This window comes from Carboxylicivirga longa (assembly GCF_050589825.1).
In the GTDB taxonomy this organism is placed as follows: domain Bacteria; phylum Bacteroidota; class Bacteroidia; order Bacteroidales; family Marinilabiliaceae; genus Carboxylicivirga; species Carboxylicivirga longa.
This window is the reverse complement of record NZ_JBNGOZ010000020.1, coordinates 29,805-44,309: the sequence shown is the minus strand read 5'-3', so window position 1 is coordinate 44,309 and position 14,505 is coordinate 29,805. Positions and strand designations below refer to the sequence as shown.

At 44.0% G+C, this 14,505-nt stretch carries 11 protein-coding genes and 3 tRNA genes; 7 read left to right on the top strand and 7 right to left on the bottom strand.

Features of this window, described 5'->3' with window-relative positions; genetic code table 11:
* The first annotated feature begins 468 nt into the window (after nucleotides 1-468).
* On the top strand, nucleotides 469-1,077 hold the full coding sequence (locus tag ACRD7A_RS15305) for a T9SS type A sorting domain-containing protein (protein WP_430812003.1): 609 nt from the start codon (nucleotides 469-471) through the stop codon (nucleotides 1,075-1,077).
* A 104-nt stretch (nucleotides 1,078-1,181) separates the two neighbouring features.
* Here the strand turns inward: ACRD7A_RS15305 and ACRD7A_RS15300 are convergent, their stop codons facing one another.
* The 6 genes from ACRD7A_RS15300 to ACRD7A_RS15275 all read right to left on the bottom strand — a co-directional run bounded on the left by ACRD7A_RS15300 (nucleotide 1,182) and on the right by ACRD7A_RS15275 (nucleotide 9,391).
* Nucleotides 1,182-2,471 (bottom strand): nucleotide sugar dehydrogenase, encoded by a 1,290-nt coding sequence (locus ACRD7A_RS15300; protein ID WP_430812002.1) that lies wholly within the window; start codon nucleotides 2,469-2,471, stop codon nucleotides 1,182-1,184.
* Nucleotides 2,472-2,484: 13 nt separating this feature from the next.
* Nucleotides 2,485-3,510 (bottom strand): Gfo/Idh/MocA family protein, encoded by a 1,026-nt coding sequence (locus ACRD7A_RS15295; RefSeq protein ID WP_430812001.1) that lies wholly within the window; start codon nucleotides 3,508-3,510, stop codon nucleotides 2,485-2,487.
* Entirely contained in the window at nucleotides 3,510-4,094 is a 585-nt protein-coding gene (locus ACRD7A_RS15290) for an acyltransferase (RefSeq protein WP_430812000.1), read from the bottom strand. Before ACRD7A_RS15290 ends, ACRD7A_RS15295 begins: the two co-directional genes overlap by 1 nt.
* Nucleotides 4,095-4,097: 3 nt before the next feature.
* Nucleotides 4,098-5,222, bottom strand: coding sequence for a DegT/DnrJ/EryC1/StrS family aminotransferase (locus ACRD7A_RS15285; protein WP_430811999.1), 1,125 nt, complete (start codon nucleotides 5,220-5,222; stop codon nucleotides 4,098-4,100).
* A 36-nt stretch (nucleotides 5,223-5,258) separates the two neighbouring features.
* A complete protein-coding gene (locus ACRD7A_RS15280) occupies nucleotides 5,259-6,899 on the bottom strand; it encodes a hypothetical protein (protein WP_430811998.1) in 1,641 nt (546 codons plus the stop codon).
* A 254-nt stretch (nucleotides 6,900-7,153) separates the two neighbouring features.
* Entirely contained in the window at nucleotides 7,154-9,391 is a 2,238-nt protein-coding gene (locus tag ACRD7A_RS15275) for a GH92 family glycosyl hydrolase (protein WP_430811997.1), read from the bottom strand.
* A 188-nt stretch (nucleotides 9,392-9,579) separates the two neighbouring features.
* Between ACRD7A_RS15275 and ACRD7A_RS15270 the strand changes: the two genes are divergently transcribed.
* Both ACRD7A_RS15270 and ACRD7A_RS15265 read left to right on the top strand, forming a co-directional pair.
* The gene (locus tag ACRD7A_RS15270; protein ID WP_430811996.1) at nucleotides 9,580-10,146 is read left to right on the top strand and encodes a YceI family protein; all 567 of its coding nucleotides are present in this window, start codon (nucleotides 9,580-9,582) and stop codon (nucleotides 10,144-10,146) included.
* Nucleotides 10,147-10,294: 148 nt separating this feature from the next.
* Complete coding sequence (locus ACRD7A_RS15265; protein WP_430811995.1) at nucleotides 10,295-12,199, top strand: methyl-accepting chemotaxis protein; 1,905 nt, start codon at nucleotides 10,295-10,297, stop codon at nucleotides 12,197-12,199.
* 118 nt (nucleotides 12,200-12,317) lie between these two features.
* Here the strand turns inward: ACRD7A_RS15265 and metK are convergent, their stop codons facing one another.
* A complete protein-coding gene (metK, locus tag ACRD7A_RS15260; RefSeq protein WP_430811994.1) occupies nucleotides 12,318-13,571 on the bottom strand; it encodes a methionine adenosyltransferase in 1,254 nt (417 codons plus the stop codon).
* A 380-nt stretch (nucleotides 13,572-13,951) separates the two neighbouring features.
* On the opposite strand from metK, the gene ACRD7A_RS15255 reads away from it, so the two are divergent.
* The 4 genes from ACRD7A_RS15255 to ACRD7A_RS15240 all read left to right on the top strand — a co-directional run bounded on the left by ACRD7A_RS15255 (nucleotide 13,952) and on the right by ACRD7A_RS15240 (nucleotide 14,503).
* A tRNA-Glu gene (locus ACRD7A_RS15255) sits at nucleotides 13,952-14,023 on the top strand.
* Nucleotides 14,024-14,061: 38 nt separating this feature from the next.
* The gene (rpsT, locus tag ACRD7A_RS15250; RefSeq protein WP_430811993.1) at nucleotides 14,062-14,313 is read left to right on the top strand and encodes a 30S ribosomal protein S20; all 252 of its coding nucleotides are present in this window, start codon (nucleotides 14,062-14,064) and stop codon (nucleotides 14,311-14,313) included.
* Nucleotides 14,314-14,326: 13 nt separating this feature from the next.
* A tRNA-Glu gene (locus ACRD7A_RS15245) sits at nucleotides 14,327-14,398 on the top strand.
* A 33-nt stretch (nucleotides 14,399-14,431) separates the two neighbouring features.
* Nucleotides 14,432-14,503, top strand: a tRNA-Glu gene (locus ACRD7A_RS15240).
* Nucleotides 14,504-14,505: the final 2 nt, after the last annotated feature.

The window sequence follows — 14,505 nt, the reverse complement described above, 5'->3', positions numbered from 1 at the left end:
TGCAAGTACAGGGTTGCGATTCCTCCGAAATGCAAATTATAATCTGTTATTGAAATTAACCACAAGGTAACAATCTGAAATTTCCTAATGGATTAATTACACCTTTTTAACACAGTTTTACTGAACACTGCCCAATTTAGGCTTCTCCCCCTCTCTTTTCCGTTATCTTCCTCCTAACTAAAAACGACTTTCAGGTATGAAACATATCGAAAGACACGCTTTTCACCCCTTAAGAATCAAGGTCTTGAACCAAGACCCTCCTTCTAATCCAAACTAAAAAATCAATTTTTTAGTAACAAAAGCGACAACACCTCTCCTGCTGGTAAGTAAAAAATTACATTTCGAATAATTAACAATACAACCTCCTTATATTAACATATAGTTGTAGTAAAACAAGCTATTTTTGTAGCGTACCCCACAAACAAAAGGGTGCAGCATAAAATTATTAACAATTAAACAAATTTTACTATGACAAAAGCAAATGTATTAAGGAGGATTTTGCCAATTGCAGCATTGACCCTATTGAGTACCGGAGTATTTGGAAAAGGTACCATTGTTATCGATTCTTATTTAAAAACCAACTATGCAATTATTACAGCACGCTACGACTTATCAGAAGCCTATCGTGTGAAAATTTTCGATGAAGAAGGCCAACTCCTATATTCAAGTTCGCAGATTAAAGCAGCCACCCCATTTCAGAAAGTTTTTGACCTCACCTCTTTGGACGATGGCGATTACACCATTGAACTGACGGGCAAAAACGGGACCTCTTCCGATGTTTTCACCATTGCCAACAAAGAACTAATCCAATCGGCCAATACGAAAGTGATGGAGCAATCAGATCTGATCTTTTTCAGGGTTGCAGAAGATAAGCTTTACGTAAGCCACAATAACTTTGACAACAAAGACTTATCCATTAGCATCACTGATAAAATAGGAGCTGAACTATACAATGCGAATTTATCATCAGAAACTACTTACTCAGGTATGTTCGACCTAAAAGACCTACCCAGAGGTAATTATTTTGTATCATTGGTTTCCGGAACTAAAGAATACTATTATGAAATTAACCGCTAAACAAAACGCACAGCCTACCGTTGGAATGCTGGCTACAAAACCCAAAAACGGTGTATCAAAAATTTTCGATACACCGTTTTTTATGCCTTATACTTACAAAATCACTAGAGACTCCAATAAGTAAGATCCTTTATCTTATTACGATAGATGCCTTTCACATCAACAAAAACTCCCTCATCAACCATAATGGATTTAAAGTAGGCCTCATCAAGCTTCACATACTCATCGTGATTAACCGCAACAATTACGGCATTATATTTATCATTTACGGTATCAATTAAACCGTAACCATATTCATGCATCACCTCTTCCGATGAAGCATGCGGATCAATCACATCCACATCCACACTAAAGGACTTTAATTCCTTAACCACATCAGCCACTTTGGAGTTGCGAATATCACTCACATTTTCTTTAAAGGTGGCACCCATAATAAGCACCCGGGCTCCGTTTATTTTATTACCATTGGAAATCATTTTCTTTACGGTCGTTTTCGCAATGTAACCACCCATGGAGTCATTGATAAAACGCCCGCCCGTAATAATCTTAGAATGATAACCCAACTCATTGGCCTTATAAGTGAGGTAATAAGGATCAACACCAATACAATGTCCTCCTACCAGGCCGGGGAAGAAACGCAGAAAGTTCCACTTGGTACCGGCCGCCTCAAGCACTTCAAAAGTATTGATGTCCATACGATCGAAAATAAGCGATAACTCATTCATCAGAGCGATGTTCACGTCACGCTGCGTATTCTCAATAATCTTAGCCGCTTCGGCCACTTTAATGGAGCTCGCCTTGTGGATTCCTGCCGTTATGATACTTGCATACACTGCTTCAATCACTTGCGCGGATTCCGCATCGCTACCGGATACGATCTTCAATATCTTGGTCAGTGTGTGTTCTTTATCGCCGGGGTTGATGCGCTCGGGGCTAAAACCCACTTTAAAATCAATATTGAACTTCAAACCCGATTCGGCTTCCAAGATGGGCACACAGTCGTCTTCGGTGCAACCCGGATAAACAGTTGATTCAAACACCACATAATCGCCCTTCTTCAGAATCTTACCCACAGCCCGTGTCGCACTCAACAGCGGACGCAAGTCAGGCAGATTATGCTCATTGATGGGCGTAGGAACCGCCACCACATGAAAGTTGGCCGCTTTTAAATCTTCAGCCTTGCTGGTGAAGGTAATATCGCAGCCCTCGAAGGCCGAAGCATCCAACTCTTTACTTGGATCAATACCATTGCGCATCTGCTCAACGCGCTCATCTTTAATATCAAAGCCAATGACTGACATCTTACGTGCAAACTCCAATGCAATAGGCAGGCCCACATAGCCCAGGCCAATCACAGAAAGCTTCTTTTCTTTTGCTAATAACTGTTCTAACATAGTTGGTGTGAATTTATAATCCGGAGGGTTTGTGTTTGTATATACGTTCAATCATCTCAACCACCTTCAGCCCTTCCAGGGCATTGGTGGTAATACTTCCATCGCCTTTGAGCACGCTTACCACATTGTCAATTACATAGTGATGATTAGCTGCCGATCCCTTGTAGGGTCCATAATCGTTGGGCGGATTGGAAGCTTCGAGTGTTGGCATTTCATAATTTTCGATATGGCACTCCACCACCTCGTTCATATACTGACCCGACACCTTAACAGTGCCCTTACTACCAATAATGGTGATGCTGCTTTCCAGGTTCTGATTCCAAACAGAAGTACTATAATTAAGACTACCCATGCCACCGTTAACAAAGTCAAAGGAAACAAAGCCACTGTCTTCAAAATCGGTGGAATGCTGGTGACTAAAATCCTTGAACTGTCCTTTAATATTGGCAATATCGCCAAAAAGCCAATACATAATATCCACAAAATGCGAAAACTGGGTAAATAAAGTACCGCCATCCAGCTCTTTATCGCCATGCCAATTCCCTTTTTTGTAGTAGCGGTCATCGCGGTTCCAGTAACAGTTTAGCTGCACCATAAATATGTCACCCAAACGTTTTTCATCCACAATCTGCTTCAACCATACACTAGGTGGCGAATAACGGTTTTGCATCACAGCAAATACCTGTCGCGATACCTGAAGCGCTTTGAAGATCACCTTTTCGGCATCAGCCTTATTAAGTGCCATGGGCTTTTCCACCACAATGTGCTTACGCGCCTCCAGCGCCTGAATAGCCTGTTGGGCGTGCAAACCATTGGGCGTGCAAATATTAATCACATCCACCTCGGGATGCTGCTCAAGCAGGGTCTCCATATCCTTGTAAAAAGGAACCGTTCCCTGCCAGCCCACCTCATCAGCCGTTAATATATCGCATACGGCCACCAGTTCGGCCGCTTCATTTCGCTTTATCATCTCGGCATGGCGCTTACCAATGTGCCCCATACCAATTATGGCAAATTGTATTGTTGCTTTTGAAATCATTAATCCCTTATCTTCTCTACCTTGTTGTTCTCTAATCTATATTTGTCGTTTCCTTCAGGGCACACCGCAATACCGGCTGAATCAAATTCCAAACGATGACCCAACTCGCTAATCCAACCTATCTGACGTGAGGGATTACCCACCACCAGCGCATAAGGCACAACGGTTTTTGTAACGACCGCTCCGGCACCAATAAAAGCATATCTACCAATATTGTGTCCACAAACAATTGTAGCATTGGCTCCAATGGTAGCACCTTTTTCCACTATCGTTTTCAGGTACTCATTGCGGCGGTTAACGGCGCTTCGCGGGTTCACCACGTTAGTAAAAACCATGGATGGCCCAAGAAACACATCGTCTTCACAGATAACACCTGTATAAATAGAAACATTGTTTTGCACCTTTACATTTTTACCCAAGGTAACCCCTGGCGACACCACCACGTTTTGTCCGAGATTGCAGTTTTCGCCAATAACAGAACCTGTCATAATATGTGAAAAATGCCAGATCTTCACCCCTTTATGGATGACACAATCATCATCTATCACCGCTGTTTCGTGAGCATAATAATCGATTTCACTCATAATCTATTCAAAAAATGCCAGGATGGCATCGGTTATATAACTTAATTGTTCGTGGCTCAGCTCTGTGTGCATGGGCAAAGATAACACCTCTGTACTTAATAAATCAGCATTGGGCAGCATAGTTGTATTTTCCATATACGGTATAAAGGCTTCCTGACGATGCAAAGGCACAGGATAATAAATCATTGAAGGAATTCCTTTATCCTTAAGGTAGGCCTGCAAAGCATCGCGTCGGCCATCCTTTATCCGCAGCGTGTACTGATGAAAGGTATGCTCGGATTCGGCAATACGACAGGGCACTTGCAACTCAGCGTGTCCACGAAGGATACCATCATAGAAGTCAGCAGCCTTGCATCGACGGGCATTAAAATCATCCAAATGTTTGAGTTTCTCGTTCAGGACGGCGGCCTGCAGAGTGTCAAGACGCGAATTGACTCCGATTACTTTATGATAGTATTTTTTTTCTGATCCATGATTCACAATCATGCGCATACGAGCTGCCAAGGCATCATTATTGGTAAAACAGGCACCGCCATCGCCAAAACAACCCAGATTTTTAGAGGGAAAAAAAGAAGTGCATCCCACATCGCCTATCGTACCCAGGCGCAGTGATTTGTCACCAAGGCGATAGTTACTTCCTATGGCCTGCGCGGTGTCTTCCACTACCTTAATTCCATGCTGTTGCGCAATATCCATCAAGCGGTTCATATCGGCCCCCTGACCAAACAAATGCACCGGTAAAATTACTTTTGTCCGCTTAGTAATAGCAGCCTCCACAGCCTCGGGCAGCAGCGTAAAAGTATTTGGGTCAACATCTACCAGTACAGGCTTTAGCTTGAGAAGGGCAATTACTTCTACCGTGGCAATAAAGGTAAAGGTGGAGGTGATCACCTCATCTCCTTCCTGCAAATCCATGGCCATCAGCGCCACCTGCAAAGCATCGGTACCATTTCCGCAGGGTATTACATGCCTTACACCCAGATAACTTTCCAGGTTAGACTGAAATGTTTTTACCGCAGGCCCGTTAATAAATGCAGTTTGCTCCAGCACCTCCTCCATGGCCGTATCGATCGCAGGCTTAAGTCGATTATACTGAGCCTTAAGATCCACCATTCTTATTTGTTCCATATTACCATTTTCAAGCCTGTTAAATTAACAAAAATATCAGAATCCAAAGTTCATACCGAAGGATAATATATTATCGCCGCTCAGGTAGTAAGGATTGGAATAAATCTCTTTGTCGGGCCCATCAAAGCTATTACGGGTAGCCTCCACAAAGATAAATCCGTCATTAATAATTTGATAAGCCGCCTTAAAAGTAATGCTTGCATTCTTATAGCGCACTTCATTCATAAAGGGAAGACCGCGACGAATCTCCTCCTGATCCGGATTAATTTCAGGATGTAAGGCCACCTCTCCGTCATCGAATATTTGCTGATAATCCTTCCCTTTTTTCAAATGTGTATAATCGAGTTGAAGGCGCAAGCCGCGAATGGGCGCATAAGCACAGGACAAAAACAGCTCGGCAGCATTACCGCCCATGTAAGTCCCCAATCCGTACAAGTTACTCTCGAAATCCACCGTGGGAATGAAATGCTCGTAGGTGAGCGGACGTACTAAGGTATATTCGGCATTAAGCATTAGATTGGGCAGCAAATCATTGGACTTGGCTCCTACCTTAAAAGCAAAATCGTTGGAGTGAGTAGCCGGATTAAACATATCGGAAATGGCTATTTCATCTATAAAAAAAGAAGTGTAGAGATGCAATCCCTTAATTTGCCGGCTGCTAATGTCGATAAACATTTGCGCATTGTGCCCCACCCAGTTATCCCATGAGTTATAGGTATGATCTACCGACTTAAAGAACAGGAAAGGCACCAGATAAGCTGGGTTAAAGTCTGTATCGCCATAGATAATAGAGTTGCCAAAAGAGATATTCAGCTTCTTCCAGGGCTTTACCGTAAACATATTGGCCGCAATAAACTTATTGGCATACACCTCACGATCGCCATTATATACCCTGTAGGTACGCGATGAGTCTACCACCTCACTCACCAGCCATCCATGCATATAGTTAAACTCAAACCACTCCACCGGTTGCATTTTAAATGACAGGTAGCCGTAAGACGGTGCCCGCCCGCTAAGTATTACCGCATCGCTGTAACCACTCCCCCATACCGGATTATCCTTATGCAGGCCAAGACTGCCCCATTTCCACGAATAGACAATGCCGCCCCTCGCCTCGGAATAGTCTTTGTTAAGGTCATCGCCCTTATAAACGGCACCGGGACGTTTGCTGATGTATTCAGGCCCACCTAGATAACGCGACTCATGATTATCGCGCAGGCTACCATAAATAGCCAGATGCTTACCCACCGAACCATAAAACTCAGCACCACCCCATCGATGATACACCGTTTTATCGCCATTATTAAAAAACTGCCCCCCAAGAATGGGATTAATGGTGATCTTAAATAAGGAATCGCTGTGATAGAAAACATCAAAACGCTTATCAAAGTCCTTCCCCACCAAAAGTTCCTTATTAAAATCCTTCCGGTAAAAAGTCACTTCCTGCTGCTGCCGTTTGCTTAACTCCGGGTGACCATCGGCCTGCTTTAGAGCAAGAGCAATGGTGCGGCGCGAGTAGGGCTTGATGGTTGTATTAAGCGTAACCAGGCCTTTATTGGCCAGCTCATCAATAAATTCGTAGATAGCGCCATTACTAATGTGATGGGGCACCTCCTGTGCCTGTAGGGTTGTGAAAAAACAAATTAACAGTACGAAAAGAGTGAACAGGTGTTTCATAGACTTAGGTTTGACTGCACCGAAAATAGTTAATAGCACCCACGTAATCAAATTACACCTCTTCCTATAATCCTTAAAAACAACAATATAATCAGGCAATTAGGATAACTTACATACTCCCATTCGGCATTACTCAAAAAAATATACCGAAGGCATAAACAAAGATGAGCCGAAGCTGCACAGTTGTCATACTGCGGTAGCACCGGCTCATCCGTATTTTTTATCGCACAAAGATGCACGAAATCTTATTTTACCTATTTTTTATTGCTCATAAAAAACTCCAGCGTACCTCCGTCCATCAACTGCTCGTGGGTAAAGAAGGGTTTTTCAAGCTGCCTGCCATTCAGTAATATCTTTTCAACATACATATTTTCAGCGCTGTTATTATGGGCGATAATTTGCAACTGCCCCTCCCCAACGCGTATGGTAGCCTTATCAACCATTGGGCGCCCGGTAGTATAAGTAGGATCCCCCGGACACACCTGATAGAAGCCCAATGCACTCATCACATACCAGGCCGACATCTGTCCACAATCCTCGTTACCGATGATACCGGCAGGCTCAGGCAGATAAAACTGACGCATGATCTGATCCAGGCGCTCATTGACTTTATGCGGCGCTCCTGTCCAATTATACAGATAGGCCATGTGGTGGCTTGGCTCGTTTCCATGGGCATACTGACCAATGAGACCAGTAATATCGCCCGAGGCATCTTCACCTTCGATGGTAGAGTCGGTAGTAAAGAGGGTATCGAGCATGGCCTCGAAGCGATCGGCTGAGCCATACAACTCAATCAGCTCATCATTGGCATGGGGTGTGAAGAAGCTCCACTGCCAGGCATTCCCCTCCACGTAATCACTCTTCTCATGACTCGAATAGCGAGGGCGGAAAGGTGTTACCCAGCTGCCATCGTAATTCTTACCCCGCATTAATCCCGATTTGGCATCGAAATAGTGCTTGAAGTAAGCCGCCTTGTTCTTGAACTCATTGGCCACTGCCGTATTACCAGCCGCCGTAGCGATTTGTGCCACACACCAGTCGTAGTAGGCCATCTCCAAACCATAGGAAACAGCTTCAGCTACCGAATCGCTGGGCACCCAACCCAGGGTTTCCTTAAAATAAATATGGCGGGGCATTACAGCAGCCTCACGCGTACCTTTGAAACGCTCCACAATATCAGGCCGCCAGGTGGCCGACTGAACAGCTGCTTCCAGCCATGCATCAAGGTCGTTTGGGGCAAGCCCCTTGGCTACAGCATCAGCCAGCACCGACACAGCGGGATACCCTACCATGGTACCGGTGTAGTTACTTACTAAAGGCCATTTGGGCAATACGCCTCCCTCGCGGTATTTTTGCACTAGCGCCTCACTCCAGATACTAGCTTTCTCAGGATTAATAATGGTCATGAGGGGGTGAAAAGCACGGAAAGTATCCCACAAGGAGAATACAGTGTAGTTAACCTCTCCTTCGGCCGCCTGATGAATTTGCTTATCCATGCCACGGTATCGACCATCCACATCTTGCCAGATAAAGGGCGCCATCATAGAATGGTAAAGTGCCGTATAAAAATTCGTTTTTATCGTTTCATCATTCGTCTCAATGGTCATCTGACGAAGCTGATTGCGCCACTCATTCTGTGCTGAACTTAGCGTTCCATCGAAATCCCAGCCCGGCAGTTCCTGCTTCATATTCTTCTCAGCTCCTTCAGGATCAACCGCCGAAATAGCCACTTTCACCACCAGCGGCTCATCACTCTGTGCGAATGAGAAGTGTAGTTGTGCGTCTTTAGAGTCAATTATGGACTGCTCAGTTTCTTTACCATCAACCAGCACTTTGCGCTTCACAACAGGCTCAGAAAACTCAATGCGATAGGCCACCAGATGATCATGCGCCCAACCCGTTGAACGCTGCACGCCCTCAATGGTTTGTGCATCAATAATTGTGCAGCGATTGGCGGTAATAGCATTGCCCCAGTTGGATTGCAGCACATGACTTAGGTTCAACATCACATTGCGTTCATCACTCTTACCAAACTGATAACGGTGCATGCCCACCCGTAAGGTGGTGGTTAACTCCACCGCCACATCGTAGTTACGCAGATGAACGGTATAATATCCCGGTGAAGCCTCCTCGCTGGCCTTATCAAAAGTGGCAACAGGGGTCTGCCCCAAGTCACCTGAATAAGGCATCAATGCCACATCACCCAGGTCGCCAATGCCAGTTCCACTCAAGTGCGTATGGCTAAAGGCATAGATCAGTGAGTCCTCGTAGTGATAACCACTGCTGGCATCCCACCCATAGAGGTGCGTATCGGGGCTGAGCTGCACCATACCGAAAGGCAGCGTGGCGCCCGGAAAAGTGTGCCCGTGAAAACCGGTACCGATAAAAGGATCGACATAATCGAGCAGCGGATCAGCCTTATCTCCGTCGGCCGCACAACTAAAAAATACACTTGCCAGTACGCCGTAGATAATCGTTCGAAACTTGTTCATTGTATTGATTTTATTTTGCTTTACAAAGGCTAAAAATAAGTAATACGCATCACTTTTATGGCTTACCTGAACATCTGTATTACACTTTTGACTGCCTGTTAACAAAGTTTTAACAAGGCCCAATGAACCTTTGTTGAACACCTAACGTTTTCTTTCAAACAGAATTATAACGTATAAAAACAATCACCATGAGAAAAGTATCATTACTTATCGCCACCTTCTTTTTGATTGTGCCCTTTTCAAAGGCTCAGGTTAAACAGTTAGATACAAAATCGAGTACAATTACCTGGCTGGGCAAAAAAGTAACCGGCGAGCATACAGGTTACATCTCCTTTAAGTCGGGCTCCCTCAAAATGAAAAACAACCAACTGGTAGGAGGTGAATTTACAGTCGATATGACTAGTATTACTTGCACTGATATTGAAAACAAAGACTACAATGCGAAATTAGTGGGTCACCTAAAGTCCGATGATTTTTTTGGTGTTGATAAACACCCCACAAGCCATCTTAAAATTACGAAAGTAAGCGGCAAAGACTCGAAATACAATGTTAAGGGTGAATTAAGCATCAAAGGGAAAACTCACCCCATTGCGTTTGATGTAATAAAAGAAGGCCACAGCTTTACCGGAAAACTGGTAGTGGATCGTACCAAATATGATGTTCGCTACGGCTCGGGTAAGTTTTTTGAAAACCTGGGAGATAAAATGATATACGATGACTTTGAACTAAACTTTAAAGTGCACGTTACAAAATAACTACAACACTTTACGATCAGATAAATGTCCGACCTTCAATCGGGCATTTTTTTGTTTACATATGTTAAAATAGATTGGGATTTATTAAACTTTTCACAGCATTATGCGTAAGATTGTATTAAGATACAAGGACCTAAACTAATGCACTGTGAAAAAATCATTCAACCTACGCCTTAAAAGTAAACTACTACTTTATACACTAGCATCTTTTACCCTTATCTATGGCATCACGCTCACTTTTATAAGTTTTCAGCTTAAGACAAGTGCCCTCCAAGACTCCAAAAACATCATTGATGCCAACCTGCGGGCATCCTGCAATTTAATTCAGGATGAAATCAACCAGGTAATTACGGCTACCAACACCATGCGTGATAATTATAATAGCTATTTGTCGATGGATGCCGCCTACCGCGATGATGTATACAACGAACTGCTTTACCAATGGTGCAACAATAGCCCGGAGCTACTCTCAACCTGGCAAATATGGGAGTTAAAGGCCCTTGATGCCAATTATGGCTTCCGCAACGGACGACAACGCAATGTTGTGTTTCGCCTAAACGGACAGCTAAAACAAAGCTCGGAGAAGGTGGAGATGAACAACGAAAATCTGACCGGTTTATATTATCAGGCACGTGCTTATAACAAAGCGGATATATGGAACCCCTACTATGATGAGGTAACGAAAGAACTCAAGGGCATACTGATGACCTCCATCACCGCTCCTTTACAAGGTGAAAAAGGACAATTTCTGGGCGTAGTGGGTGTCGATATAAGCCTTAGCAACATGTCTAAAATCATTGCTAACATCCATCCTTACAAAGGCGCAGTATCCTATTTACTATCGCGCGACACAAGCATCGTGGCCCATAGTAACGGCAACCTGGTTTCGAAGAAACTTGGAGAAGTAATTAATGGAGAGAAGGGTAAGTTCAAAGCTGCCCTGCGATCTAGTTTCACTGGCAACAACCATGGCTTCGAATATTATAACACGTCCAATAACACAAATTACTATGCCTCCTATGCACCTGTTCAGTTTACAGGCATTGAAAAAAAATGGACGCTGGGTATTGAAGTGCCCAAACAAGTCATTCTGAAAAAGGCGAACACTATATTTTATCAGAGTCTGATCATTGGCATTATCGGCCTTACCATACTCTATGTCATAGTATATATAACAGCCGGCAAAATTGTTCATCCCATTGTGCGTAGTGCTGAAATAGCCCGTGACATAGCCGACGGAAACCTAAACACATTAATTAATACCGATACAGATCAGCAAGACGAAACGGGTGACCTGGGGCGCGCCCTGAAGGATATGAGCAACAAACTAAAGCAGATTATACATGATATAAGACAAGGGGCTGAAGCCATTGATGGAGCCAGTCGCGAACTGGCCGCTTCATCCAATCAGTTATCAAGCGGAGCGGCCAACCAGGCTGCCTCATCAGAAGAAATCTCCTCCTCAATGGAAGAAATGGTGGCCACTATCCAGCAAAACAGTCAGAACGCAAGGCTAACAGAGGAGATTGCCCTTTCGTCAGCCAAGGACATACGCGATAACTTTGAGAGCTCGAAGGACACCACTACTTCAATACAGGAGATATCGGCAAAAATTAACATTATAGAAGAGATAGCAAAGCAAACTAACATACTGGCGCTCAACGCAGCGGTAGAGGCAGCGCGGGCCGGTGAGCAAGGACGGGGTTTTGCGGTGGTTGCTGCCGAGGTGAAAAAATTAGCTGAGCGATCGCAACTGGCCGCTAACGAAATTATCGGTTTGACACAGCAAGGCGTAAGCACTGCAGAAAAGGCAGGTCAGCAACTGGCCAATACCTTACCGGAAATAGAAAAAACAGCCCGCCTGGTGCAAGAGATAACCGCTTCGAGCCTGGAGCAGCAAAGCGGAGCCGAGCAGGTTAACCGTGCGATTCAGGAGCTGAACGAGGTGACGCAACAGAACTCAGGCTCTGCCTCCATCTTCACCAACAACTCCGAACATCTTATGCAGTTAGCAGAGCGACTAAAATCTACTATTGCCTATTTCAAACAGTAGTCATCTATAAAACAGAGACCATTAAGGTAAAGAGACAAGTTAGCATGTAAAGAAAAAACCTTAGCGATAAGTTATAAAAACTCATACGCTAAGGCTTTTTTAATATTGTGTACGACGATTATAGTCCAAAGGCTTCTTTAATTACGTCTACATAATCCAGTTTTTCCCACGTAAAAAGCTCAACTTCCAATTCTTTAGCACCAAAATATGGCGATTCGAATGTTTTAGTAACCGTACGCGGCGTGCGTCCCATGTGTCCGTATGCCGCTGTTTCTTCATACATGGGGTAACGCAGCTTCAGGCGCGCCTCAATGGCTGCGGGTCGCAGATCGAAAACTTCGGCAATTTTAGCAGCAATTTCACCATCACTTAACTTTACCTTGGCAGTACCATAAGTATCCACAAACACACCCACGGGTTTTGCCACCCCTATGGCATACGATAACTGCACAAGCACCTCATCGGCCAGTCCGGCGGCCACCATATTCTTCGCAATATGTCGGGCAGCATAAGCAGCCGATCGATCCACTTTACTGGGGTCTTTACCCGAAAAAGCACCGCCACCATGGGCTCCCTTACCACCATAGGTATCCACAATAATTTTACGACCCGTTAAGCCCGTATCACCATGCGGACCACCAATCACAAACTTACCCGTTGGGTTAACATGTAATATATAGTCGTCATCAAATAAATCCTGAACACGTTGTGGCAACTGCGCAATAGTACGAGGAATCAATACCTTTCGCACATCTTCCTTAATTTTGGCAAGCATAGGCTCATCGGCATCAAACTCATCGTGCTGTGTTGATACCACAATGGTATGCACTCGCTTGGGTTGCTTATCTTCGCCATACTCAATGGTCACCTGACTCTTGGAATCAGGTCGCAGATAGGTCATCACCTTGCCCTCACGACGAATATTGGCCATTTCGATGAGCAAACGATGCGACAACTCGAGTGAGATAGGCATGTAATCATCAGTTTCCTTAGAAGCATAACCAAACATCATGCCCTGGTCGCCGGCTCCCTGATCCATCTTATCAGCACGATCAACGCCCTGATTAATATCAGACGACTGCTCATGAATGGCTGAGAAAACACCACATGAATCGCCATCGAAACGATACTCACTCTTGGTGTAACCAATACGATTAATAACACGGCGTGCTACCTCCTGCACATCCACATAGTGTTTGGAGTGCACCTCGCCGGCCAGCACCACCTGACCTGTGGTAACTAAAGTCTCACATGCCACCTTTGAATCCGGATCGAAGGCCAAGAAGTTATCCAGTAAAGCGTCGGAGATTTGGTCGGCCACCTTATCGGGGTGTCCTTCAGAAACTGATTCTGATGTAAATAAATATCCCATATCCTTAAAAATAAAAGTCTGTAAAGCTCATTTTACAGGCCCGTGTTAATACTATAATGATATGTGAAAAGAGGAGGTACGAACGAAATACGCGTTTTAGCACTTTTTTTACGTGGTTGCAATCAGCCAAATCCTTCCACTTTTCACTGCTGCAAATATAAAACATTTATAGAAAGCTGTGCAAATTAAATAAGAGCTAAATGTCTTGTTTAATTTTTTTGAATCGCTTAAATCACTATCATACAAATACTAGAAGCCAGATACGGCGAAAATGCGCATTTTTTTTGAATGTTTTTTTGTGAAAAAATTTGGAAGGGTATGAATTTGCTATATCTTTGCATCCGCATTTGAGACAAATACACAAGTCCAATAGCAAATAAGGTCCCTTCGTCTAGTGGTTAGGACGCAAGGTTTTCATCCTTGAAACAGGAGTTCGATTCTCCTAGGGACTGCAAAGATAAGAAGATTAACAATTTTTAATTGTAGAACGATGGCAAATCATCAATCAGCAAAAAAGCGAATTCGTCAGATACAGAAGAGAAGACTTCACAACCGTTACTATGCAAAAACTGCGCGTAATGCTGTGAAAGCATTGAGAGAAACATCTGAAAAAGAAGCAGCGATGGAATTACTTCCAAAAGTAACTTCGATGCTTGACAAGCTGGCTAAGAATAATATTATTCACAAGAATAAAGCCGCTAACTTAAAGTCTAAATTAACCAAAAAGGTTAACACGCTTTAATAGGCAGCACTAAGGTCCCTTCGTCTAGTGGTTAGGACGCAAGGTTTTCATCCTTGAAACAGGAGTTCGATTCTCCTAGGGACTGCACATACAACTTTATTGCCTTACAAGGCACTAAGGTCCCTTCGTCTAGTGGTTAGGACGCAAGGTTTTCATCCTTGAAACAGGAGTTCGATTCTCCTAGGGACTGCG